Source organism: Chryseobacterium sp. BIGb0232, assembly GCF_024810195.1.
Classification (GTDB): domain Bacteria; phylum Bacteroidota; class Bacteroidia; order Flavobacteriales; family Weeksellaceae; genus Chryseobacterium; species Chryseobacterium pennae.
The window spans coordinates 16221-40548 of record NZ_JANUEH010000011.1; the positions used below are offsets into that span (position 1 = coordinate 16221).

The 24328-nt window shown below is 34.8% G+C and carries 22 protein-coding genes; 4 read left to right on the forward strand and 18 right to left on the reverse strand.

Features of this window, described 5'->3' with window-relative positions; genetic code table 11:
* Nucleotides 1-150 precede the first annotated feature (150 nt).
* Complete coding sequence (locus tag M2372_RS20100) at nucleotides 151-1176, reverse strand: tetratricopeptide repeat protein (protein WP_123319009.1); 1026 nt, start codon at nucleotides 1174-1176, stop codon at nucleotides 151-153.
* 27 nt (nucleotides 1177-1203) lie between these two features.
* A complete protein-coding gene (gene gyrA / locus M2372_RS20105) occupies nucleotides 1204-3801 on the reverse strand; it encodes a DNA gyrase subunit A (protein ID WP_115973762.1) in 2598 nt (865 codons plus the stop codon).
* Between the two features lie 147 nt (nucleotides 3802-3948).
* On the opposite strand from gyrA, the gene M2372_RS20110 reads away from it, so the two are divergent.
* The gene (locus M2372_RS20110; protein WP_115973761.1) at nucleotides 3949-4263 is read left to right on the forward strand and encodes a DUF4286 family protein; all 315 of its coding nucleotides are present in this window, start codon (nucleotides 3949-3951) and stop codon (nucleotides 4261-4263) included.
* Between the two features lie 45 nt (nucleotides 4264-4308).
* Here the strand turns inward: M2372_RS20110 and M2372_RS20115 are convergent, their stop codons facing one another.
* The 4 genes from M2372_RS20115 to M2372_RS20130 form a co-directional block, all read right to left on the reverse strand.
* On the reverse strand, nucleotides 4309-4530 hold the full coding sequence (locus tag M2372_RS20115) for a hypothetical protein (protein WP_123319008.1): 222 nt from the start codon (nucleotides 4528-4530) through the stop codon (nucleotides 4309-4311).
* Nucleotides 4531-4614: 84 nt separating this feature from the next.
* The gene (locus M2372_RS20120; RefSeq protein WP_115973759.1) at nucleotides 4615-4800 is read right to left on the reverse strand and encodes a quinol oxidase subunit 4; all 186 of its coding nucleotides are present in this window, start codon (nucleotides 4798-4800) and stop codon (nucleotides 4615-4617) included.
* Nucleotides 4801-4919: 119 nt separating this feature from the next.
* Nucleotides 4920-5411, reverse strand: coding sequence for a GNAT family N-acetyltransferase (locus tag M2372_RS20125; protein ID WP_115973758.1), 492 nt, complete (start codon nucleotides 5409-5411; stop codon nucleotides 4920-4922).
* A 5-nt stretch (nucleotides 5412-5416) separates the two neighbouring features.
* Complete coding sequence (locus tag M2372_RS20130) at nucleotides 5417-5929, reverse strand: DUF421 domain-containing protein (protein ID WP_123319007.1); 513 nt, start codon at nucleotides 5927-5929, stop codon at nucleotides 5417-5419.
* A 166-nt stretch (nucleotides 5930-6095) separates the two neighbouring features.
* Here M2372_RS20130 and M2372_RS20135 point away from each other — a divergent pair, with 166 nt between their 5' ends.
* The gene (locus tag M2372_RS20135) at nucleotides 6096-6638 is read left to right on the forward strand and encodes a hypothetical protein (RefSeq protein ID WP_123319006.1); all 543 of its coding nucleotides are present in this window, start codon (nucleotides 6096-6098) and stop codon (nucleotides 6636-6638) included.
* A 30-nt stretch (nucleotides 6639-6668) separates the two neighbouring features.
* On the opposite strand, the gene M2372_RS25680 is transcribed toward M2372_RS20135, so the two are convergent.
* The 9 genes from M2372_RS25680 to M2372_RS20175 all read right to left on the reverse strand — a co-directional run bounded on the left by M2372_RS25680 (nucleotide 6669) and on the right by M2372_RS20175 (nucleotide 17587).
* Nucleotides 6669-6803 carry a bacteriocin-like protein gene (locus tag M2372_RS25680; RefSeq protein WP_082811220.1) on the reverse strand — a complete coding sequence of 45 codons (135 nt, stop codon included), beginning with the start codon at nucleotides 6801-6803 and terminating at the stop codon, nucleotides 6669-6671.
* 120 nt (nucleotides 6804-6923) lie between these two features.
* Nucleotides 6924-7328, reverse strand: coding sequence for a hypothetical protein (locus M2372_RS20140; protein ID WP_115973754.1), 405 nt, complete (start codon nucleotides 7326-7328; stop codon nucleotides 6924-6926).
* Nucleotides 7329-7613: 285 nt separating this feature from the next.
* A complete protein-coding gene (locus tag M2372_RS20145) occupies nucleotides 7614-8438 on the reverse strand; it encodes a hypothetical protein (protein WP_123319005.1) in 825 nt (274 codons plus the stop codon).
* A gap of 88 nt (nucleotides 8439-8526) precedes the next feature.
* Nucleotides 8527-11355: an excinuclease ABC subunit UvrA gene (gene uvrA, locus M2372_RS20150; RefSeq protein ID WP_123319004.1), complete on the reverse strand. Its 2829-nt coding sequence runs from the start codon at nucleotides 11353-11355 to the stop codon at nucleotides 8527-8529.
* A gap of 341 nt (nucleotides 11356-11696) precedes the next feature.
* Nucleotides 11697-12587, reverse strand: a complete 891-nt coding sequence (gene bla, locus M2372_RS20155; RefSeq protein ID WP_123319003.1) for a class A beta-lactamase, subclass A2 — start codon at nucleotides 12585-12587, stop codon at nucleotides 11697-11699.
* 114 nt (nucleotides 12588-12701) lie between these two features.
* Nucleotides 12702-13631 (reverse strand): DUF3829 domain-containing protein, encoded by a 930-nt coding sequence (locus M2372_RS20160; protein ID WP_123319002.1) that lies wholly within the window; start codon nucleotides 13629-13631, stop codon nucleotides 12702-12704.
* Nucleotides 13632-13654: 23 nt separating this feature from the next.
* On the reverse strand, nucleotides 13655-15538 hold the full coding sequence (locus tag M2372_RS20165) for a type VI secretion system baseplate subunit TssF (RefSeq protein WP_123319001.1): 1884 nt from the start codon (nucleotides 15536-15538) through the stop codon (nucleotides 13655-13657).
* A gap of 24 nt (nucleotides 15539-15562) precedes the next feature.
* Complete coding sequence (locus M2372_RS20170; RefSeq protein ID WP_115973748.1) at nucleotides 15563-16003, reverse strand: GPW/gp25 family protein; 441 nt, start codon at nucleotides 16001-16003, stop codon at nucleotides 15563-15565.
* A gap of 171 nt (nucleotides 16004-16174) precedes the next feature.
* Nucleotides 16175-17587, reverse strand: coding sequence for an APC family permease (locus M2372_RS20175; protein WP_123319000.1), 1413 nt, complete (start codon nucleotides 17585-17587; stop codon nucleotides 16175-16177).
* A gap of 142 nt (nucleotides 17588-17729) precedes the next feature.
* Here M2372_RS20175 and M2372_RS20180 point away from each other — a divergent pair, with 142 nt between their 5' ends.
* On the forward strand, nucleotides 17730-18245 hold the full coding sequence (locus M2372_RS20180) for a DUF4920 domain-containing protein (RefSeq protein ID WP_115973746.1): 516 nt from the start codon (nucleotides 17730-17732) through the stop codon (nucleotides 18243-18245).
* Nucleotides 18246-18438: 193 nt separating this feature from the next.
* Here M2372_RS20180 and M2372_RS20185 read toward each other — a convergent pair whose 3' ends face one another.
* Complete coding sequence (locus M2372_RS20185; RefSeq protein ID WP_123318999.1) at nucleotides 18439-19548, reverse strand: M14 family zinc carboxypeptidase; 1110 nt, start codon at nucleotides 19546-19548, stop codon at nucleotides 18439-18441.
* 971 nt (nucleotides 19549-20519) lie between these two features.
* Here M2372_RS20185 and M2372_RS20190 point away from each other — a divergent pair.
* Nucleotides 20520-21056 carry a helix-turn-helix domain-containing protein gene (locus tag M2372_RS20190; RefSeq protein ID WP_123318998.1) on the forward strand — a complete coding sequence of 179 codons (537 nt, stop codon included), beginning with the start codon at nucleotides 20520-20522 and terminating at the stop codon, nucleotides 21054-21056.
* Nucleotides 21057-22154: 1098 nt separating this feature from the next.
* Here M2372_RS20190 and M2372_RS20195 read toward each other — a convergent pair.
* Both M2372_RS20195 and M2372_RS20200 read right to left on the reverse strand, forming a co-directional pair.
* On the reverse strand, nucleotides 22155-23324 hold the full coding sequence (locus M2372_RS20195; RefSeq protein WP_115973806.1) for a proline dehydrogenase family protein: 1170 nt from the start codon (nucleotides 23322-23324) through the stop codon (nucleotides 22155-22157).
* A gap of 64 nt (nucleotides 23325-23388) precedes the next feature.
* The gene (locus tag M2372_RS20200) at nucleotides 23389-24318 is read right to left on the reverse strand and encodes a UbiA family prenyltransferase (RefSeq protein WP_123318997.1); all 930 of its coding nucleotides are present in this window, start codon (nucleotides 24316-24318) and stop codon (nucleotides 23389-23391) included.
* Nucleotides 24319-24328: the final 10 nt, after the last annotated feature.

Consider the following 24328-nt stretch of genomic DNA (forward strand, 5'->3'; position numbering starts at 1 on the left):
AGAGAATTTCTGGAGATGAAATTTACTGATCCTCTTCAGAAAGAAGAGAAATTTTGAATGATATATTTCAAGCAATAAATCCTGCTTTTTGCTAAAAACAAAAGCCGGAACATGTATGTTCCGGCTTTTTATTGTTGAGTTATCAAATGATTACTTTGCTGCTGCGCTTAGCTCAGCTTCTTTAGCTTTCATTTCTTTCACTTTATCCATGTTTTTAGTTACTACATAAATTTCTTTTAATGTACTAACGGCATCGATACTCTTAGGATCTGCTTTATACCAGCTTTCTGCAAAAGGTAAAGCTTGAGTAAATCTAGCTTTTCTCTCATCGATTAACTTAGTTGCTGCATCCGGCTTGTCTTTTCTCAATGCATTGATCTCAGTTACAATTTTAGAATCATCACCAATTGTTGTATAAACAAGGTTTTGATAAGCGTTAGCAAAATCTGGCTTAAGCTCAATTGCTTTTTTGAATGACTCTAATGCATCATTTACAGTAGTCGGAGTTTTTGCCTGCATTACTCCAAGGTTATACCAGTTTGTTGCATCATTAGGATTCTTAGCTAATTGCTCTTTCAGACCAGCAACAAATTTCTCTGTATTTCCTGACGCAAGATAAGCATTGGTCTGATTTTCTTTAAGCTTAGCATTATTAGGATATTTAGCTAATCCTTTCTCGATAACTACAAGAGCTTCATTTGGTTTTTTAGCGTTAAGATATAATGAAGCTAAAGTTTCATATAAATCTTCTTCTACCCCTTTTGACTGTTCAGTTTTGAAATCTGAGTAATCAGAACTTTTTTTCATAAGTTCCCAAGTAGCTTTATCAAGGTTTACTACCTGCCCACTTTTCTTTTCTTTTGCAGTATAAGTAGTTTCTACTCCTGTAAATCCGGAATTTACCAGATCAGAATATATTTTGATTGCTGCATCACTGTTATTAGCTAACGCCTGGCTAAGTCCGGCATAATACATATATAATTTATTATCCTGACCATTAGCCTTCAATAGGTCATAAACTTCTACAAACTTAGGTGCCGCAGCTGCATAGTTTTTTGCATTATATGCATCCATAGCTGCTTTATTAGCTTCCTGAAGCTGAGCGTTCACATCTTTCTTCTGTCCGAAAACCAAAGCAGATGCCACGATAGCCATACCTAAAATTAGTTTCTTCATAATAACTATTTTATATTAATTGTATATTTATTCTTCAGAGTCTGAATTCTCATTGTCAGCCTGAGATGCTGTATTATCGTCTTCCAGGTTATCAAATAATGTTCCGGTTCCTTCCTGAACTTCTCCCTCAGCTCCCTCAGCTTCGTTAAATTCTTCGGAATCCTCCTCTACATCCTTATCCATTTCTACTTTTGCAATCGCTGCAATTTCGTCATTTTTCTTAAGGTTGATCAGTTTTACTCCCTGGGTGTTTCTACCCATTACTCTCATTTCATCCATTCCCATTCTGATGGCAACCCCGGATTTATTGATAATCATCAATCCATCTTCGTCTGTTACGTTTTGAATAGCAATAAGATTTCCTGTTTTTTCGGTAATGTTTAGAGTGATAACACCTTTTCCTCCTCTGTTTGTAATTCTGTAGTCTTCTACTGCAGTTCTCTTACCGTATCCTTTTTCAGATACTACAAGTACTGTTTCGTTCTCTACGTCATTTACAACAATCATACCAATAGCTTCATCATTGTCTTCCATGGCAATACCACGAACCCCGATTGATCCTCTACCTACTTCTCTTACTTTTTCTTCAGGGAAACGGATACATTTACCATTTTTAGTAGCAATCATGATCTGAGAAGTCCCGTTTGTAAGGTAAGCCCCTAATAATTGGTCATTATCTCTAATCTCAATAGCATTTACCCCATTTACCCTTGGTCTTGAATAAGCTTCCAATGATGTTTTCTTGATCGTACCATTCTTAGTTACCATCACAACGCTCATTTGATTTACATATTCGGAATCCTTAAGGTTATTGGTTCTGATATACGCTTTGATCTTATCATCCGGCTCAATGTTGATAAGGTTTTGTACTGCTCTTCCTTTGGCTGTTCTTGAGCCTTCCGGAATTTCAAATACTCTTAACCAGTAACATCTTCCTTTTTCTGTAAAGAATAACATGTATTGGTGATTCGTTGCAGAAACGATGTACTCAAGGAAGTCAGAATCCCTTGTTGTTGCTGCTTTGTTTCCTACACCACCTCTACTCTGAATTTTGTATTCTGAAAGTGAAGTTCTCTTCACATATCCTGCGTGAGAAATTGTAAGAACTACAGATTCATTTGGAATAATATCTTCAATAGACATTTCTCCTCCTGAGTAATCAATTTCAGTTCTTCTTTCGTCACCGTATTTTTCTTTAACTTCAATCAGCTCATCTTTAATAATCTGGAATCTTCTAGTCTCATTAGCTAAGATATCTTCCAAATCAGCGATCTCTCTCATAATAGCATCATACTCGTCACGGATCTTGTCAAGCTCCATTCCTGTAAGACGCGCCAGTCTAAGATCAAGAATCGCCTGAGCCTGGATTTCTGAAAGCTCAAACGCTTCGATCAATCCTTCTTTTGCAGCCTGAGGGTTTGCACTGTGACGGATAATCGAAATTGCTCTATCAAGAGAATCCTGAGTACCAATCACCTTCATGAATCCTTCAAGGATGTGGGCTCTTTCCTTCGCTTTTTTAAGTTCATACTGAGTTCTTCTTACGATTACCTCATGTCTGTGCTCTACAAAGTGATGAATGATGTCTTTCAGATTCAACTGCTCCGGTCTTCCGTGTACCAACGCAATATTATTAACGCTGAAAGAAGTCTGAAGTGCTGTATATTTGTATAAAAGATTCAGAACTACATTTGGAATTGCATCGTTTTTTAATTCATAAACAACACGAAGTCCTTTTCTGTCTGATTCATCTCTGATCTCGTGGATACCGGGAATCTTCTCATCTTTAACAAGTTCTGCAGTTCTGGCGATCATCTCTGCCTTGTTAACCTGATAAGGAACTTCTGTTACAATAATTGCATTTCTGTTTCCAATTTCTTCAAAGTTAACCTTTGCTCTTAGCACCACTCTTCCTCTTCCTGTATGGAAAGCATCCCTTACTCCGTCATATCCATAGATAATACCTCCTGTAGGGAAATCCGGTGCAATAATATGCTGCATCAACTCATCGATGGTTACATCTTTGTTATCAATATAAGCACAGATTGCATCTACAGATTCTGACAGGTTGTGTGGCGCCATATTGGTTGCCATCCCTACTGCAATACCTGAAGCTCCGTTTACCAAAAGATTTGGAATCTTAGTAGGCATTACGGTAGGTTCCGTCATACTATCATCGAAGTTATTCTGGAAATCAACAGTTTCTTTGTCAAGGTCAGAAAGAACCTCATCAGAGATTTTTTTCAGTCTTGCTTCGGTGTAACGCATTGCTGCTGGTGGGTCACCATCCATGGAACCGAAGTTACCCTGTCCGTCTACCTGAGGATAACGTAAACTCCATTCCTGAGCCATTCTCACCATCGCGTCATATACAGAGGAGTCTCCGTGCGGGTGATATTTACCCAACACGTCCCCAACAATTCTCGCAGATTTTAAATATTTTCTATTCGAAAAAACCCCTAGTCCATACATACCATAAAGTACTCTTCTATGAACGGGTTTCAAGCCGTCTCTTACATCCGGTAACGCTCTTGAAACGATAACCGACATCGAATAATCGATATAAGACGACTTCATTTCATCAACAATGTTGATAGGAATCAGTCTTTCTCCTTCTTTTTGCATAAACAAATTTATTATAATGATTGCCAGACCTTTAGCTGTAAGTCTGAAAATTATTTATTTCCAATTTTTATTAACGGGCTAATTTACGAAAAAAATGCCGATTTTTGTCCTAGAATTTGTCCTAAAAATCTTAAAAATTCTTAAAATATGAGCGTATTAAGTATAACTTTCCACTGCACGAAAAATAATCTGGAAGAATGGGAAAATTATATTGATGAAACCCTGGTTTTAATGACCGAAAATCTGATGGATGTTGACAAGTATATCCTATCTGAAGTTCATAGTGATTATATTGATGAAGGAAAAAATTATAACCTTCTTTTGATCTTTGATAATGATGACCTGAGAACTGATTTTCTTGAAAGCGAACTGAAAAATATAGCGGAAAGGATTGAAAATAAATTCGGACAGGAAGTATTGATATTCGATACACTTCTGAACCCGAAAAAATCGAGGCTGTAATCCTACAAAGCAAAAAGCACTGAAACTTTCAGTGCTTTTTTATTTTTATCTGTGATGCCCGTGCCCGTGGCCTCTTCCTCTGTGATGATGGCCGCGATCTTCATAGATATATACCTTTTTAACATGTCCGGGTGCGTAATACCTTGCACTTCCACCATATACTCTTTTTGCATGACCAGGTGGCACTCCTCTTCTCTCATGAACCACACAAGATGATATCATCAGTGCTATCACACCTGCTGCTGCAATTTTTAACATACTTTTCATTATTTCACTTTTTCAAACTTAATAGCGAAATATATCAAGGTTAATGCCAAAAAAACTTATTTAATTTTTATTACACCCTATTTTTTAGTACCCATTTCTCTTTTTTACCTGTCCAGGAGCATAATCTTTAGCACTTCCGCCATATATTTTTTTAGCCTGCCCCGGAGGAAGCTTCTTTGCCTGATAGCCACCACCATTATCATATGCTACACAGGATGTAAACATAGACATCAGTAACAAAACACCTGTGATTTTAAATATATTTTTCATTATTTCTACTTTTTCCAACTTAATGGACAATCTATAACAAGGTTCAGGCCAAATGGTTTGAAGTTCTGTGTTGAAGGTTGATCGTTGAGAACAAATTACTTTCTCAACTTTACTACTTCTTATATTGTTTCGCTTCTTTTCTCCATCATAACAAGATCTTTCCATTCACCGTTGAGCTTTCCTATTTTTTTGCGCACGCCTACCATTCTGAAACCGTTTTTCTGGTGAGATTTGATTGCCATTTCATTTTCGGAGAAGATATTGGTCTGTAAAGTCCAGAATCCGTGATCTTCACTGTCCAGAATTATCTTTTTAAGTAATACTGAACCCAATCCCTTTCCCTGATATTCATTATCGAAATAGATGCTTACTTCTGCCACTCCTTTGAAAGCTTCTCTCTTGCTTACCGGTTTAAGAGCACACCATCCTACAACTTCATTATTTTCGTTTTCCAATACCCAACGGCAATCATTGAAGTATTCCATACTCCAGGCTTCAGCTGTGGGGACTTCTGTTTCCAAAGTGGCAATACCACCTTCTACTCCCTGTCTGAAGATTTCCAATACTCTTGCTTCATCATTGGGAAGCATTTCTCGTAATTCGTAATTCATGATGATTAATGATATTTTCTTTTATATTTTCTCTTAATTCTGGAATAATGGGTCTGCTTACTTTTTTCATCTTCAGAAACCACACTTATATTTCCATCCACTTCCAAAACAGACAGCTTCACATTCTTTATTTTTTCTATACCGTGTTCTCTTATTGCTTCTTCCAGTTCGTCCTGGGTTATCTTTACCCGATTCAGAGCCGACTGGTCCGCAATACCATCTCTTATTAAAATCACAGGTTCATCTTCCATAAACGCTTCAAAGGAACGATTGGAAAACATCAGTCTTTTTAAAATAAAATTAGCTACAAATAAAACTAAAGCCGCAATAATACCTCCCTGCAACGAAGTATCCTGCCCCACCATTGCATTCTGAACTGCATTGGAAATCAGCAGCAGCAAAACAATATCTCCTGCATTAAGCTGAGAAAGCTGGTTTTTACCAAATAACCGGATTGCTATCACCATAAAAAGGTAAACACAAAGGGAACGGACAACAACATTAAGTATAGGATCCATTATTTTTTTATCTATTCAAATGTATTGATTTTTTGGTATCGCATTCAGGTATTTATGACTTATCATAAAAATTGATCACCGAAGACTGCTGAAGCTGCTCTTTTTCTTTCCAGAGCACGCTCCTTTGGTATAGCTTTTGGAGTCAGACACCCATCAACATCCCCTTATGATACGACCATTTTTTTTATATTTTGTTCTTATTCTATGTTTTACTGCCTGTGGTAAAACTGAATCCCAGTCAGCTGAAAAGAAACTGATCACTGAAAAAACAAATCAGCTTTACAGTCAATATGGAATATCTAATGAATCTATTTACAAACACCCTCTACCTGATGACTTGTTTTCTCCTGAACTGAAAAAGGCATTGGAAACAGCAATACATGCTTCAAAAGCTGATATTGAAAAAGTGAAAAACAGTGACCACCCTGATGAGAAACCTCTAATATTTGAAGGGGCTATTTTTTCCAGTCTGTATGAAGGATATACAGGGTATACCATTAAAGATATTACTATTCATGGGAAAAAAGCGAAAGCAGTGATTCAGTTTGAATACAACATGGCTTCTCCAAAGATATTCTGGACAGATACAATACAGCTCATTGATTCTGATAAAGAATGGAAAATTGACAATATTATCTTTGATTCTATAAAAAACTCCAAAGATCTTAAAACAAGTCTGACGGATTTTATCCAATATACAAAACAATAAAAAAGCCGCTTCAAAAAGCGGCTTGATCTTTTATGGACACTGAACGATTGGAATTTCGCTGCAAAATACTTTATTTGCCCATTCGCAATACGTGCAATATTGTTTTGGCTGCCCTCCGTACACTGACTTTAAATCTCCTTTAGTCAATTTTTTTAAATTTTTCATATAGCTTTATTTTTATGGTATTGTAAATGTAAAACGAATATTGTTACAAATTATTACAATTTAAGGCTTTCAATTTTCATTATTTACACTTTTTTAACTAAAAAATTCTGCTTACAAATATTATCTATTATGAATTTCAACAGTAACAGGCATCACATAGGTATAAGCCACCATATTGTCCGTCAATTTATTACGGTCTACTCTATAATCCAGATCGCTTAGAACCGTTTCAATTTCTTTACTTACCGTCTTACAATCACCTTTAGAATGGACATTCACAATTTTTCCGTTTCTGGCAATATCAAATTTTACAACTGAATTTACAGTTCCCTGTTTGTATTCAGGATTATCCAAATCAAAATTTGACATTAATTTATTTCTTATATCATTAAAAGTTTCGCTTTTATTCAGCTGAATGGCCTGAATTGTATTTTTATCTGTAGTTTGGGCTTTTGTTTGATTCATTACAGCTGCTAATCCGGTAATAAAAAGTGAAGCAATCAATATTTGAATTTTATTTTTCATAACTATCTGGTTTTAAATATTATAATAAATTTATTTGTATCTCTTACCCAAAGTTATTAAAAATAATTCATATTAAATTTACTTTCAGTTAACATTCAGTTAACATTGAAATACAACTAACTGATTAACAATGTTTTAAATTTTAAAAATAAATGAAAATTTAACATTGGACACTGAATTTCATGTTGAAATCTCTAAAAATTAAGCCTAATCATTCTCTACAATAAGCGGTTTAGATTTTTTAGAATGCATTGAATGAATTAATTTGCTTTTACTGGTATTATATTAAAGGCATGGTAAACCAAGAAGGTCCATTTCAGAACTCCAAAGCAGATTTACTTTTCCTTTTGTTCCTATTTCGAAAACAGCTCTTTCCGGGAACTGACAATGAGAACCGGATTTTTTATCATACCATTTAAAATCGTCATAATAGGTAAAATACAGATTTTTATAGTTTCCGTAAGTGGTTGGATTATAATTTCCAAAGCCATAATTATTTTCTGTACTTTCTTTAGCCGCTGATTTTTTGATAGATTGATTGATCTCTGAGTAGCTATTGCCATATTTCAACGGAATTTCTTTTTCTGAAGCAATCAACGGATTCCCGATCAGGTTTTTATCAACATCCAGGATATAAGCAATATAATCGTTTCCACATTCTGTAGATTGAAAAACTACCCGTTTTATGGTACATTTCTGGAAAGATTTGGTTCCATACACAAAATAGGAAGCCTTCATTTCTTTTTTAAAGGTATCTTCAAACCTTTTATTATAATACAACGGACCTACCGATATTGTATCATAATATTTATAATCCTTCATATCTCTGCCATATATCCATGGAATGGAGTCTTTGATAAGGAAATTTTCGTATTTTCTGGATAAAGGTACATCAGGATCACCAAACTGCACGGGAATGCAGATTGCTATATCCTTGCTGGTAAGCTGATATACTCCGAAGAGTGAATTTTTATCCAATTGATATTGCTCTTCATCTGTTTTAATGCTGTCCTTCTTTTGAACTGCAGCTTCGGTGGGTACAGGTACAGTTTTCTCTTTTTTACAGGATAAAAGAAATGGAAAGATGGAAAGGATAATATATTTTTTCATGATTAGGTTTAGGATTTGATTGGGGATAAAAATAAAAAAAGAATCTGCTTTCGCAAATTCTTTTGTATACTTAAATTAATGTGTTCTATTATAATTCCCTCTTCAAAAACTTCCCGGTCAAACTTTTTTTAGACTTTACAATCTCTTCCGGAGTTCCCTGTGCCACGATCTGACCACCGTATTTTCCTCCTTCCGGTCCTACGTCAATAATATGGTCAGCCAGTTTAATTACATCCATATTATGTTCAATAATGATGAATGAGTTTCCAAGTTCTACCAATTGATTGATCGCATCCATTAAGATTTTTACATCCTCAAAATGCAATCCTGTGGTAGGTTCATCAAGGATATAAAGGGTATTTCCGGTTTGCCTTTTTGCCAGTTCTGTAGCTAACTTGATACGCTGTGCTTCTCCTCCCGAAAGGGTTGTAGATTGCTGCCCAAGAGTAATATAACCTAACCCTACATCCTGCAGAGTTTTCACTTTAGCAAAGATCTTTGGAATCGGCTGGAAGAAGTCTACTGCTTCATCAATGGTCATATCCAGCACATCGGAAATAGATTTTCCTTTGTAACGAACTTCAAGAGTTTCCCTGTTGAAACGTTTTCCGTTGCAGGTTTCACAATGAACGTATACATCCGGAAGGAAGTTCATTTCGATCACCTTTAATCCTCCACCCTGACAGGTTTCGCATCTTCCACCTTTTACGTTGAAAGAAAATCTTCCCGGTTTGTACCCACGGATCTTACTTTCAGGAAGCTCTGCAAAAAGATTTCTGATGTCTGTAAACATTCCGGTATACGTTGCCGGATTTGAACGTGGTGTTCTTCCGATCGGAGTCTGGTCTACGTCTACAATTTTATCGATATTGTCAAGACCTTCAATCTTTTTGTATGGCAAAGGTTCCTGAACCGCTCTATAGAAATGTTTGTTCAGAATTGGATATAATGTCCCATTGATCAGGGAAGATTTTCCACTTCCTGAAATTCCGGTTACCACCACCAGTTTTCCAAGGGGAACATCCAGGGTTACATTTTTAAGGTTGTTTCCCGTAGCTCCTTTCAGGACAATATTTTTTCCGCTTCCTGCTCTTCTTTCTGCAGGAATTTCAATTTTTCTTTTCCCGTTGATATACTGAGCAGTAATGGTATCTGCTTTTAGAAGATCTTTTGGTTTCCCTTGCCAAAGTATTTCTCCACCGAATTTCCCGGCTCTCGGACCAATATCCAGTACCTCATCGGCTTCCAGAATCATGTCCTTATCGTGTTCTACTACTAAAACTGAGTTTCCGATGTCTCTAAGGTTCTTTAAGGAATGAATCAGTCTTTCGTTATCTCTCTGGTGAAGTCCGATACTTGGCTCATCCAGAATATACAGAACATTCACAAGCTGTGACCCAATCTGCGTTGCCAGACGGATCCTTTGTGATTCTCCTCCTGAAAGGGTTTTTGAACTTCTGCTTAAGCTCAGATAATCTAAACCTACATCCAGAAGGAACTGAAGTCTGGTTTCAATTTCTTTTAAGATCTCATGAGCAATAATTTTATTTTTCTCAGAGAATTTATCTTTAACATCTGCCAACCATTCTTTTAAATCAGCTAAACTTAACCCATTTACCTCAGCAATATTTTTTCCATCAATTTTAAAACTTAAGCTTGAAGGCTGAAGACGGGTACCACCACATTCCGGACATATTTCTTCCGTTGTAAAGTGTCTTTCCAGTAAAATAGCTTCATAAGATTCTCTTTCATCGATAATTTCTTCCATGAAAGCGATCAAACCATCAAAGCTGATCTTGATCTTTTTGGTAATTCCTGCATATTTCAGATCTTTGTTGAATTCTTTGTGACATCCGTTATAGATATAGTCTAAAGCTTCTTCAGGAATATCCTTTAGCGGTGTTGTCATTCCCAATCCAAAGATCTCCAGAACGTTTTTGATCTGCGCCAGAATCCATTTATTAGATTTAATATCTTCCAGCGGCAGTAAACCTCCCTGATTGATCGACAGTTTTGGATTATCAATAAAATAGTCTGTATTGATCTTTTTAATTGTTCCTAATCCTTTACAGTTTGGACAGCTTCCTTTCGGAGAGTTGAATGAAAATGTATTAGGTTCCGGTAATGCTAAGGAATGCCCTGTGTCTGCATCCATCAGGTTTTTGGAGAAATATTCTATATCTGTGCTTCCCAGTTTCTGAATTCCGATGATTCCCTCACCCATTTCCATTGCAGTACGCAGGGATTTTTCCATTCTGCCTTCGGAAGCACTTTCTCCGATGATCCAACGGTCGATCACGATATCAATATCGTGGGTTTTATAACGGTCAAGTTTCAGATCATATTCAATATCCTGTAATTCACCATCAATTCTTGCCTGTCCGTAGCCTTTTTTAGCCATCTGTACAAAAAGTTCATGGTAATGTCCTTTTCTGGAACGTACAACAGGAGCCATCAGCATGATCTTTTCCCCTTTATAGTTTTCTTTAATGGTATCCAGGATCTGATCTTCAGTATAGCTTACCAGTTTCTGCCCTGTAGACAAGGAGTAAGCATCCGAAACCCTCGCATACAGAAGACGAAGAAAATCATACAGTTCTGTAACTGTTCCTACGGTAGAACGCGGGTTTTTATTAGTTGTTTTCTGCTCAATGGCAATAACGGGTGAAAGTCCTTCAATTTTATCTACATCAGGACGCTCCAATCCACCCAGAAACTGACGTGCATAGGCAGAAAATGTTTCTATATAACGACGCTGTCCTTCTGCAAAAATAGTATCAAAAGCCAGTGAAGATTTTCCACTCCCGGAAAGCCCGGTAATCACTACCAGTTCATTGCGCGGGATCTTAACATTAATATTCTTCAGATTGTGTTCACGTGCTCCGTAAACTTCTATATATTCTGTTGATTTGCTCATAATTTGGAGTGAGTTTGCCTGAAAATCACAACGTGCAAAATTACGGAATTTTTATGGAATTTATTTTATTCTGAAAGGGTTAAAATTTTTATAATATTACTTTATTTTATTTGATACTATAATAATATTTATATAAATGCTGTTGATAGGTTTTGGCTAAAGCCAATGATTGATTATTATTGAAAAAAAGATTAAAACCAGTTTCTATTGAACTTATTTGCCCACAGATTACACTGATTTTCACAGATGATTGTGGAGATTATTATTCTTATGCTGATTGATAGGTTAAGCAGCAGGTATCAGAGGATTAAAATTATGGATTCATCACTCATAGTTTTGGGTTATGGCTTGTTTATGTAGTATTCCCAGACTGCACTTCCTATATCTGCAATAATTTTTTCTGTGTCTTTCATTTCTTCATTGATGTTTTTCAGATATACAGATAAAATGAAATGTTTCCCATTAGGCAGTTTTGCAATTCCTACATCGTTCATGGCAGCTCTTATATTATCATCATTTCTTCCTGAAATTCCTGTACGGTGAGCCAATTCTGTTCCTATTGGTAAGCCGGCCTTCATCCAGGTTAGTCCTCTTGAAGTTTCTACCATAATCTGATATAGATATTTTGTAGTTTCCTTTTTCAGAACTTTCCCTTTGTAGAATTTTTCTAACAGGTCTGTTGTAGCTAAAGGAGTTGATGTATTAATGAAATAGGATTCAAAGGTATTCATTTGCTGTTCGTTCAATTTTACAGTAAAATCTTTAATACCTTGCTGATTGATGAATTTCTGAACAACAGGAGCTCCACCGATAATTTTAAGCAGAATATCACAACCATTATTATCGCTATGGGAAACGGTATATCTTAATAACTGATCTAATGTAAGATACATATCTCCTTCCTTATATTCTTCCCTGATCGGGCTCCAGGTCTCAGGTAATAAATCTTCTTTTTTAATAAAAAATTTCTGATCCAGTTTCAATTTCCCTTTATCTACCTGGTTTAAAACTGCTAATGCAATATGGAATTTAAAAACACTCAGCATTGGCATTTCTTTATTTCCGTTAATACTCAAGGTATCATGATCTTCAATTCCTTTTACAGAAATTCCAACTGTTGCATTTTTTGTTGATATGATCGTTTTGATTTTATTTCGCAGATCTTGTATTGTCTGGCTTTTTAACTGAAAGCTAAAAATACAAAGAGATATAAAAAGGAATATTTTTTTCATTTAAACCGTTTAGTTTTTAATAAATTTTTATAAATAGAGTATAAAAAATGCCGTACTTTCTACGGCATTTTATATTTTAAAATTGATTGTTGGTTGTACAACAAATCAAAAAAGTTACTTTACAAAGATATTATATGCTCCCAATACACTTTCATACGATGAATCGATCTGCTGGATATCATTGTCCTGAATTTTGCCTTTCTCTTTAGCATCCCGGATCAGTTTTCTGTACAAATCTAAAAAGTTAGAAGCATTTTTGTTGAAGCTTTCAAACTGAGGCTTTTTGTAGGAATACTGCTGATCTTTAACATCAAAATTTAGCTTAGAATTGGCTTCTACTGCTTTGGCAAATTCATCATACTTTTTCTGAGCTTCTGCCTCATTGAACTGCCCTGAATATTGTTTCTCAAGAAGGTCTATTACAGAATCCATTGAATTCATTACACTTTTGGAGGAAATAATATATTCTTTCATCGGATGATCCTTTAAAATAACCTCTTCCGCAGCATCCGTAGCAGGTTTGATCTTAAGCATAATATTCTCTCCTGCAGTATAGAAAGCATTCACGTCACCCTCAATTTCTTTTCTGATGGCCTCTGCTTTTGCTCCTTTATCATCTTTATAATCTTCTGAAGTCATATAAGACTTAAGTTCTTCAACTTTTTTATCTATATTTTCCTTTTTACTCTTATAAATACTGAAGTCTTTTTCAATAGCCGCCTTCTCTTTATCAAACCCTGATGGAATTTCTTTAATCTTTGAAAAGGAATAATCCATTGAGGTTAATGTGATAGGCATTATCAATACATTTTCACCTTTTGATTTGGCTACTGCCGCATCTGCATATTTTAAGATTCTTTCAATATGTTTGGATGTACTTTTATAGGAGTCTATAAAGTTGTTATTAAAATCAATAACAGCATTTGCATCTGCCTCACCTCCCATGTTTAAAACTGCACTCCCCAGTTTTCCGGCACCTTTTTTACAGCTTACCACTGTAGCAGTCAAAGACAGGGCCATTGCAAGTACAATAATCTTCTTCATATTTTTTGTTTTAATTTTTCAACTTACATATCCTGGAATTCAACATCCTCATTGGTTACTTTTACAAGATATTCAATACCGTCTATTGCTTTTGCAATAATCTGATTTCTGGTAATGTTTGCCATATTTTCCCAGTATGCTCTTCCATAGAAAGAATAATTCTGTGGAACAATCTCTACCTCAACAGTCCTTACAAAACCTTCTTTAGGTTTATTACTGATCATTGTTCCTCTTCTTACTCTTACTTCCCTCAACTCGTCTTTCAGGATCATCCGGCAATAGTTTTTTACATCTTCAAGGGAAATAATTTTATCTCTTGTTGTCAATGCATATTTATAAGCCTGAATACTGTCAGTCCCTTTTTGTTCTTCAGCTCCACCCAATGTTTCTGTAAGCAATACAACAGTTTGCGATTTCAGCTGATTGGAAAGTTCTGTTCCGGGGCGCATATGATTGGCCAGTGTACAATGTGTGATCCAGAAAGAGGCATAGGTATGGTCTGTTTTTTCTACAGGTTCCATAATGACGTAATTCAGTTCCTGTCTGATATTCCTCTTCGCATTATTTACTTTCTGTACCATAGACTTCATCTTGTCTGACATTTCGCTGAGAACACCTTTTACATTGTCTCTGTTTAAAAGGGAAAATGCGGCAATCTCATCTCTTGTAAGCTCCAGAACATTGGCAATCATATCCACTGCATTTCTGCTGGTGAAACGCTCCATTCCGCCTTTTCTTACGGTATATAATCCTTTTTTAAGATCATCAGCTGGTGTAAATGGTATTTCAGTATATTTTCTTCCATCTCCGTCCTGAACTTCATCCACATATAAGAAATGCTCACCTTCATCTGTCACCAAAGGAATATTGTTCCCCATGATATCAAGGCTGTACTCAGTTTTTTTCCATCCTCTGTTATAGATTGGAAAGGCATTCAGTACAAATGAAAAGTTATCGAGAATCTCTGCTGAAAACTGTGGCGGGAATTCAAAAGTAAGCCATAAATAGCGTTTGTTGTCCAGATATTTTACAATCTCTTCTTTTCCTGCAAGGAAATCCAGGTTCTGAGGAAGTTGTCCTGGCTCTGAAAACAAACTGTTTGATAGTCCTGTGATTTCAATAAATTTATGACGGTAGATACTTTTAATATCTTCAATCACTTTACTTCGGATAGACTGTTCTTTAAACATCTGCTCATAGCCATCCGAGGCACTTTCTGTAAGATAACTTAAACCTTCTCTTACAAACAAAGGATTACCGTTACTTGATACGGTAATATAAGGTAACAGTTTATACACAAAATCCAGATGTTCGAATGCCGGATTGGAGCAGAATATGCTCATGTATTTAGGAAAATATTCACTTACATATTTGCTAACATCAACCCCTACGGTAATTTTTCTGTAATCTTCCGGTCTGCCGTTAAATCTTGCAATAGGAATTTTATTGAATCTGTCATCAATACTGTAGCAGGTGTTTCCTACAAACATAATTGAAGTGTGAACTTTATTAATTCTCACATTCCCTACCGGAGTAAAAGGAATATTCAGTTGTTTATCCGATTCCGATTTTACTGTGGAAGTCATTTGTTTACGGAAGAAAAACTCCGTGTGCTCCAACAAAACTTCGGTAGAATCATAAGGCTGTGTAAATGCAACAGCATGAGCCGGAATAGGATGAGTATAAATGGATGGAGTTAACAGCTTTGCCAGTTTTTCAAGAATTCGGGCATTAACTGTCTGTATTTCATTATTCGCTTTGAAAACTTCTGTACTGAATGCATCAATTAATAGTTTTACAAATGGATCTAAAGACTGTGGGCTTTTCAATCCCCATACTTTAGTTGCATTCTGCAGCATTCTTGCTTTTACAGATTCTTTGGAATAAATATTCTGATCTAGGTTCATAATTTTTTTTCGCTGTTAAAAATATTAATCAATAGACATCGGGCTCAGGAACAGTTCTGTTGAAAAACTGAAACGATCTCCTGTTTCCTCCATCTTGGCATTGATGGCAATTCTTACTTTCTTTTTGATTTCGGTGTGTTCTTTGGTATCGTAACTGTGTTCTACAAACTGGATATTGGCATCAATCTGCGGCTGTACAATTCTTGGTTCATATTCCTGAATCTGCTTTCTCAGACTTTTAACAAAAACATTTTCCCAGATGGCACTTGTTACTCCATTATCGAATTCCAGGTTCCAAACATCGTTTCCATAGTTTTCATCATATCTGTTCTCTCCTTTTTTGGTAGTGATCAGCAGCATAATATTGTGGGCAATACTTTCCCCCATATCGCAGGTATCGATACTTCCTCCTTCGGTCATTAAAGTGGATGGCACAAAGGGCATTCTGTAATTTGGTGTATCCATAGCTTCTTGTTTTTTACTTCATGGTTCCGCTTCTTTAAAAACGAAATACCAAAATACACATTTTCACTTAATAATTGTTATAATAAATTAAAATATTATTCAAAAACCAGGGCCTTCAAACTGAATTGAAAGCCCTGAAACCATTATCTATATTGAATTTATTCTCTTAATTTACTGATCGCCTTTTCTCCGGTTGATGAAATAGTATACCGGAAGCCCTAATAATACCAGTACAAATCCAGGCCATGTATATTGCTGCTTATATATTAATAATAGGATACAGAAAACAGTTCCAATGATAAGGTAGATGATAGGCGTCACCGGATATAACCACGTTTTATAAGGTCTTTCCAAAGCAGGCTGTTTAATTCTTAAATAAATTACTCCGTAAACAGTAATCATATAGAAAAGAACGATCACAAACGAAATCATATCCAACAGGTTTCCATACTGTCCGCTCAGACATAGTAAAGAAGCCCAAACTCCCTGCATCCATAATGCATTTTCCGGTACTTCATTTTTATTGTTTTTTTCTGCGGACTTAAAGAACATTCCGTCTTTTGCCATTGTTTGAAAAACCCTTGCTCCGGCTAAAATCAGTCCGTTATCACATCCGAAAGTAGAGACCATTACCAACACAGCAATAATAATGGTTCCTGCACTTCCAAAAATATTCTGTGATGCTGCAACAGCTACTCTATCATTAGCCGCAAAAGCAATACTGTCTCTGTCCAAAGCATTTAAATACACAAAATTAACTGCTATATATAAAATCATCACGGCAGAAGTTCCGTAAATCATTGATTTTACAACATTTCTCTTTGGGTTCTCAATTTCCCCGGAAACAAACGTTACACTTTCCCATGCTACAGAACTGAAAACCGAGCCTACCATTGCAGCTGCAATACCTCCCATTAAAGTCATGCCACCAATAGGTTCCCAGCCTTCTTTCAGGAAATTTCCGCTCAGATCTTTTTTCAGGTTGCTAAATGAATCCATTCCCAGACTGAAATTTTCAGATAAATGAGAGAAATCAACCAGAATAAATCCGGCAGCAATAAGTCCCAGTAAAGCTAAAATTTTAGATCCTGTAAATATATTCTGCAGAAACTTTCCACTTTCCACCCCTCTTGTATTGATATAGGTAAGAATAAGAATGACCGCAATAGCTAAAATCTGTATCCATGTAATCTTGAACTCTCCACTTTGGATAATAGGTGCAGCATCATTAAGTGAGGGCACCAGATAGGCTGTAAACTTACCGAAAGCCATGGCTACGGCTGCAATTGTTCCCGTTTGTATCACAGTAAACAACCCCCAACCATATAGAAATCCCATTCTTTTACCGAAGATCTCTTTCAGATAAGTATATTGTCCGCCAGCCTTTGGAAACAGAGCAGAAAGTTCACCATAGCTTATCGCTGCGGCTACAGTCATAATTCCGGTTATAATCCAGACAACAATCAGCCAGTAGCCGGAGCCCAGATTACGCATCATGTCAGCGCTTACAATAAAGATTCCACTTCCGATCATAGATCCCATTACAAGCATAATGGCATCCCATAGTTTCAGTTTTTTCTGCATAGTCAAGTATAGGCGTCAAATATAAACAAATCTACCTTTCATTTTTAATTTTATTAACATTTCACGCAAGCACCTATGTATTATTAAATTTTATCGATTTATGATTCAATATTAATTAGTATTTTTGAAAAAAATATTAAACATGAAATTTAAAGCTATTTTATTTGCGGTGGCTGTAAGCGCTTCTACACTTGCATTTGCTCAGGAGACCTCACAGAAGAAATTTTCGCCGCCAGCAGGCAATGCCTTAGTGGGAGACACCTACGGAGCGGCAGTTGCTGCTAATACAGAATCCAAAGCTATTACAGTAGATAAACTGGGAAAGAAACTTAAAAAAGAAAATAAAAAGCTGGAAAATATAGCTATCAAAGGAAAAGTAACCGATGTATGTGAAAAAAAAGGCTGCTGGCTGACTATTCAGACAGATGATAACTCTCAGTTTTTTGTAAAAATGAAAGACTATGCCTTCTTTGTACCAACAGCTTTAAAAGGTAAAAATGTAGTTCTGGAAGGGAATGCTGAAAGAAAAGTAATTTCCATAGATGAACAAAAGCATTATGCTGAGGATGCTAAGAAACCTCAATCTGAAATTGATGCTATTACACAGCCTAAAGAAGAAATAAGATTCCTGGCAAGCGGAATTAAGGTAGTAAACTAAGATTTTCACTAATTGAATAAAATATTAAAATCTCTTGCTGATTTTACAGATTAGACAAATTTGAAAAATTAGGAAAAAGATAAACCTATAATGTATCATTTTGGAAGAATCTGATCTATGAATAGTATTAATTTTTTATTCATAGAAATTAAATAAAAAGCAATTTCGGCAACCCAAAGGGTTGCCGAAATTTTTAATCTTCTATTTTAAAATCCACTACTGCATCCAGCTTTGGATATTTATTGGCAGAAATAAATTTCTTTCCCGTACAATCTATTTCCAGCCAGCCTTTTCTTTTTTTAACATCACCAGCTTCCATTACAAATGGAACAAAAGAAATCTCGTTTTTCCCTTCCTCTTTCATTTCTCTATATTGAACTGCAATATCTAAAATGCATTCATGTTCCGTATTCAGTTTTACATTTCTGTAGATAATATCGTAATGGGTTTCTCTGTTCTCGGGGATATCAAGATAAGTTTCCCACCCTGTGATATCCGAGTTCAGTTCACTGATTGCTTTTAATGCATAATACAAAGCAATCGTATAAAATTTTCTGGTACCCTTTCTGGTATAATCATCTACAAAATGACCACCTTCAAATAATATAGTAGGCATTCCCGCTTTTATAAAATTATCTCCGGTAGAAGTAGGATAGAATTCATCAGAATATCTCCCGATCTGATTAGGGATCATTTCTTTTAAATGATCATAAACACTTCCGATTACAGCCATACATTTTTTTCGGTTTTCTGTAACTGTACGTTCTATATTTTCAGAAGGTGCCAAAAAAGAAAGCGTAGCCGGATGAATACCATCAGTAGTAAAAATGGTTCTCTGTTCATGAAGGTTTAAAGCATAATCATATTTCTTTGATGCTGCTGCTTTTTTCAGAAACTTAATCTCCTTACTAGCCTCGTTATGGAAATCGCGGTTAAGATCAATATCCACAGCATTCAATCTTGTCCATTTTTCAGACCCGTCAGGGTTCAGCATAAAGATAAAGTCCAGTCTGATTTTACTGAATAAATCTTCCTTCATTTCCGGAGCCTTATCAAGGGTTGTTAAAAGATCAAGCATCGCGTGCGTTGCATTGGATTCATTTCCGTGCATTTGTGACCAGGCCAATATCTGAATGCTTCCGGTTCCGATGCTTAATTGATAAATAGGTTTCTCTAAATAGGATGTTCCGATCTCCTGAATATAATCGCTGAGATTTGCCTGTAGGTAAGAAAATAATTTTTCAGGAGAAATATAGCGATTTGAGAAATCGGGATTGGGAGAATAAATGTGTTCAAAGTTCATTGCTGGAAAAATAATTTACTGGAATCAAATTTAACCATTTTGAGGCAAAAAATAAACATTAACATTTGTAAACAACATGAAAACAATAAAAATTGATGGAATTTTTGTAAACAGATTTTAATTTACAAAAGTTAAAAATAGAATTTTACTAGTTTCTTGCCTATTACCATCTGTAACATTGTTAAACAGCCTGTATGGACAAAATGTCTGTTGATAAAATTGTGGATTGCGAATAATTCAAACACAAATATTTAAAATGCTTAAATTCAATAAGTTATAAAATCCATCTAAACAGTATTTATAAGAATACTTTAAGTGACAAAACCCTTGTTTTAGGCCAAATGGGTATGCTTTTTTTAAACACGTAAAATATAGAAAACAATATTATTTCTTCTTTTATACAAATGTAAAAAAGAAGAAAAATTTTAAAATAGCATGAAAGTTTAGCTTAAATTGATTTTCTTGAGAGTTTTAAACTTAACCAAAAATTAATTTGCCCAACATGAGAAATTTATCCCTCAATTATCTTAAAAAATGACATTAAATTGGGTTTTACATAAGTAATTTACGGATGTATATCTGTTATAATCCTTCATATATGGTACTATAACGATGATTTTGGTTATTTACTACTCTATTTTCAAATGTATATCGGATTAGTTATGTAAATAGAAATATCGTAACATAAATCAAACAGAAAATGGACTATTATAGGTTGAAATTTACATTTATAATCACCTTTTCCAAGGTTATTTAATGAAAATTAACTGCCAGCATTATTCCAGGATAAATGAAATTTAATATATACAGTATTATAATACATTTGTAATTTACCTGTAAACATATAAAATACAGTTAATTATATCTTATTTACATTTGTATATTAAAAATATTTACAGTTATTTACATTTGTATTTTGCTTTTGTAAATTTTATAAGTTACATTTGTAACATAATTAAAGGCTTATTTTTATGAGTTTAAACGAAAGAATTTCAAAAGTTATAGAGTACTCCCAATTTACCCCATCTGAGTTTGCAGATGAGATCGATGTACAGCGTTCCTCAATTTCGCATATTACGTCCGGAAGAAATAAACCGTCACTAGAGTTTATCATAAAAATAAAATCCCGTTTCCCCGAGCTTCTTTGGGACTGGCTGGTCACTGGTGAAGGTGAAATGCTGAAATCAGAAGTCCCGGAAATAAAAATTTCTGAAGAGCAGCCTGAAGAAGATCAGGTAAGAACAACACCTCTACCCGATCTTTTCACCATGATGAATGATGATGATGAATTCGGAACCGATGAAACCGAAACAGAACCTGCTCTGACAGCTTCTGGAGAATCGGTTATACCAACACCAGATAAAGCTGCTGAAAAAATATCGGATTCTCAGCGATTAGAAACTTCACCTGAAGAAATTTTAAGTCAAGTTATTGGTAATCAAACCAATAAAATAAAACGTATTGTTCTGTTCTATGAAAATGGAAAATTCGAGAGTTTTGAGCCTTAAATTTAGATAATATTACTACTATATAGCTGTATTTTTTAATAGCCACGAATGCACGAATGATTTTTATTCGTGCATTCGTGGCAAAAAATAATCGTGTAATTAAGTTAAAATTATTGATTTTTCACTCCATATAATATAATCTTTACAACACATTTTCCTCTTATTTTAGTTTCAAATTATACAGATTTATGACCTATAGTCTATCCTTAATCTATGGAAAAGGAGAAGTTTTTATCTGTAGTTTTTATTGTAATAAGGGTAAATTTCAATAGACACGGATGATTTTTATTCGTCCATTCGTGGCAAAAAAACATCCTGTAATTGAGCTAAAAATTATTGATTTTTACTCCTTATAATATAATCTTTACAACACATTTTCCTCTTATTTTAGTTTCAAATTATACAGATTTATGACTTATAGTCTATCCTTAATCTATGGAAAAAGAAGAAATTTTTATCTGCAATAAGGGTAGATTTCAATAGCTTCGGATGCACGAATGATTTTTATTTGTGCATTCGTGGCAAAAAATAATCGTGTAATTGGACATAAAGATTTTATAATATCATAAATATTTTGAAAGAATAAAAAGGAATTAACTCACTATCCATTCTATGCAGAATCCTGCTTATTTATAAAAACCTGACCAAAGAAAATGGCCAGGCTAAAAAATATTTGAAGAAGAAAACTAAAGCTATTTGCTTTATTTGTTTTTAAATTTTAAGGGATTCCTGAGATGTATTTATCCTCTTTCACAAATCACTTACTGCTGCATATTGGGAAATTTTAAGGATATGATGTCTTCCGGAACCGGAGAAATCTGTTGCATTATAATATAATGATGGCAGATGAAAAATTTTTCATGTATTAGTTTTTTATAGCTTTATCAAATATAGAAAATTAAAAATTAAATCAACAATAAAAATTAAATTATTTTAACATATAATTAATATTAAAGAACAATTAATCTATAATCATTAATATGATGTATTTTATTGAAATTACAGATTTTATAATAAATACAGTGATTTAATTAAAATGATTCAAATAAAAAGACCCGCATATATTGCGGGTCTTTCCTTTATTTTGGGTAACAATTGTTATTGTTTTTTTCTTCTTTCAAGTTCTTTTTTAATCAGTCCAAGTTCCCTTCCGGTTTGTCCTGCTACAGAAGTATTTTCCTGGGCTCTTCTCGTAAGATATGGTACAACATCCTTTACAGGTCCGTATGGAAGATATTTAGCCACATTATAGCCTTTATCAGACAAATAGAAGGTAATGTTATCACTCATCCCGTAAAGCTGTCCGAAATACACGTGTGGATTCCCGTTTTCTAAAGATTTGGATTTCATTTTATCCATAATTAACTCAGAAGAGATCTCGTTGTGAGTTCCAAAGAACGCAGAGACTTTATCCAGGTGGTTCATCACAAAGTCAATTCCTGCATTATAATTCTTATCGGAGGCATCTTTGGTAGGCTGAATTGGATCTGCGTATCCTCTTTCTGCAGCTCTGGCTCTTTCTTTCTCCATATAAGCTCCACGAACAATCTTGTATCCGATGAAATAATTCTTTTCTCTGGCTCTTTGAAGGTGTGCTTCCATATATTCCAGTCTTCCTGTTCTGTACATCTGGATTGTATTCCAAACGATAGGTTTTTCCTGGTTATATTTCTCCATCATTTCTTCACAAAGCTGATCTGCAGAATCCTGCATCCAGGTTTCTTCTGCATCTACCATTACTTTTTTGTCATTTTCATGACAAAGAGCACATACTTCATCAAATCTTCTTACCACTCTCTCCCATTCTTCCTTCTGACTGGTCGTAAGCTCTACTCCTTTTCCAACGGCTTCATACAGATCAATTCTTCCGAATGCTGTAGGCTTGAATACGATAAAAGGAATTGCTGGATTTCCTACTGAAAATTTTACAATATCTTTGATCTCCTTACAAACAGCATCAAAAGTTGCTTCATCCTCTTTTCCCTCAATGGAATAATCGAAAATACTTCCAACTCCTCTCTTGAAAAGCTGTTTTACAACCTTCATACTCTCCTCACGGGTTTCTCCACCACAGAATTGTGCAAACAAAGTATTTTTTACAATTCCGGTAACGAATGGAAAGTCGTTGTGTACTGTAAAATTAAGAACGGATGTTCCAAGGCTGGTAAGAGTAGGCTGTTCAATCATTCTAAACATCCAGTAAGCCTTTCTCAACTGTGCATCTGTCTTGTCTGCAAATGCAACTTTAGTATCATTAAAAATGGGCATTCCTATTTATTAAATTTAGTTATGCAAAGGTAATAATAACCTTAGTTTATTTAAAGAATTTTTATTATAATTTATGTTCAATTCCATTTAAAAGCATAGCTATAATTCCTACAAAAACCCATAATCGTAATACATTGAGAGTGAGAAAGTTGCTTTTTCTGCTGGAATTTAAAAAAAGATAAATACAAAGGATCATCACAAATAAGCTGCCTGCAAAATAGTAAGCCATAAATCCAGAAACCCCAGTTTTAGTAATAATTTTCATAGAAACTCCCATTGTTATTAAAAGTAGGGAGATGAGAATAATCTTCGTATTTCTGCTTTTAAAATAATTCGGAATGGTGATATATCCAAATGTTTTATCCACACTTCTGGTAAGGGTGTCTTTTACAATATCAATGCATAAAAGGATGAGAAAAAGAAAAACAGCCATCAGAAAAACTTTCTTGGAAAAGGTTTCATAATAAACCATCATTCCAAAGAACGGATATAAGGTAAGGCTTACAAATGTGAGGTTATTCAGTATTAATATCCTGCTTAATTTATGACTATAAAACCACATGAAAAACTGATATACCACAAAAAACAGAAAAACATTATGGGAAATCATCCAGGCTACCCCTAATGAAATAGCACTCAATCCCAGATAAGCATATAAAAAATACTTTTGTTTGATGAAACTCTGGATTCTGGTTCGGAAGGGTTTTACAATATGATCTTTTTCCAGATCATAAAACTGATTGATGATTCCACCTGCTAGGATCGTCAGAACGGTACAGAAAATAATCCCGTGTACTTTAAAATCGAAAACAAAATTCCTGAAAGATTCTTCCTGATTGAACAGAAAAAAAGTGGAAACATAAAGGGCAAATGTTAGCAGAGATGCTACAAAAAACCGTGCTCCAAGTAAAAAGCCCACGAATTGTGAAACTCTGTAATATAGAGATTTTGAAATATATTTTTTGGATTGGAAAGTTTCTTTTTCAGAATTCATTTCCAGCCTG

Coding starts and splice junctions, on each gene's coding strand:
- gyrA (WP_115973762.1), bottom strand. CDS start 3,801: ATGCAAAAAGAAGGAGAAAGACTGATTCCTATCAACATTGTTGATGAA.
- M2372_RS20165 (WP_123319001.1), bottom strand. CDS start 15,538: ATGAACCTAGATCAGAATATTTATTCCAAAGAATCTGTAAAAGCAAGA.
- M2372_RS20100 (WP_123319009.1), bottom strand. CDS start 1,176: ATGAAGAAACTAATTTTAGGTATGGCTATCGTGGCATCTGCTTTGGTT.
- M2372_RS20195 (WP_115973806.1), bottom strand. CDS start 23,324: ATGCCCATTTTTAATGATACTAAAGTTGCATTTGCAGACAAGACAGAT.
- M2372_RS20175 (WP_123319000.1), bottom strand. CDS start 17,587: ATGCAGAAAAAACTGAAACTATGGGATGCCATTATGCTTGTAATGGGA.
- M2372_RS20135 (WP_123319006.1), top strand. CDS start 6,096: ATGATACGACCATTTTTTTTATATTTTGTTCTTATTCTATGTTTTACT.
- M2372_RS20140 (WP_115973754.1), bottom strand. CDS start 7,328: ATGAAAAATAAAATTCAAATATTGATTGCTTCACTTTTTATTACCGGA.
- uvrA (WP_123319004.1), bottom strand. CDS start 11,355: ATGAGCAAATCAACAGAATATATAGAAGTTTACGGAGCACGTGAACAC.
- M2372_RS20115 (WP_123319008.1), bottom strand. CDS start 4,530: ATGAAAAGTATGTTAAAAATTGCAGCAGCAGGTGTGATAGCACTGATG.
- M2372_RS20145 (WP_123319005.1), bottom strand. CDS start 8,438: ATGAAAAAATATATTATCCTTTCCATCTTTCCATTTCTTTTATCCTGT.
- M2372_RS20110 (WP_115973761.1), top strand. CDS start 3,949: ATGAGCGTATTAAGTATAACTTTCCACTGCACGAAAAATAATCTGGAA.
- M2372_RS20120 (WP_115973759.1), bottom strand. CDS start 4,800: ATGAAAAATATATTTAAAATCACAGGTGTTTTGTTACTGATGTCTATG.
- M2372_RS25680 (WP_082811220.1), bottom strand. CDS start 6,803: ATGAAAAATTTAAAAAAATTGACTAAAGGAGATTTAAAGTCAGTGTAC.
- M2372_RS20190 (WP_123318998.1), top strand. CDS start 20,520: ATGAGTTTAAACGAAAGAATTTCAAAAGTTATAGAGTACTCCCAATTT.
- M2372_RS20130 (WP_123319007.1), bottom strand. CDS start 5,929: ATGGATCCTATACTTAATGTTGTTGTCCGTTCCCTTTGTGTTTACCTT.
- M2372_RS20125 (WP_115973758.1), bottom strand. CDS start 5,411: ATGAATTACGAATTACGAGAAATGCTTCCCAATGATGAAGCAAGAGTA.
- M2372_RS20160 (WP_123319002.1), bottom strand. CDS start 13,631: ATGAAGAAGATTATTGTACTTGCAATGGCCCTGTCTTTGACTGCTACA.
- bla (WP_123319003.1), bottom strand. CDS start 12,587: ATGAAAAAAATATTCCTTTTTATATCTCTTTGTATTTTTAGCTTTCAG.
- M2372_RS20180 (WP_115973746.1), top strand. CDS start 17,730: ATGAAATTTAAAGCTATTTTATTTGCGGTGGCTGTAAGCGCTTCTACA.
- M2372_RS20200 (WP_123318997.1), bottom strand. CDS start 24,318: ATGAATTCTGAAAAAGAAACTTTCCAATCCAAAAAATATATTTCAAAA.
- M2372_RS20185 (WP_123318999.1), bottom strand. CDS start 19,548: ATGAACTTTGAACACATTTATTCTCCCAATCCCGATTTCTCAAATCGC.
- M2372_RS20170 (WP_115973748.1), bottom strand. CDS start 16,003: ATGGATACACCAAATTACAGAATGCCCTTTGTGCCATCCACTTTAATG.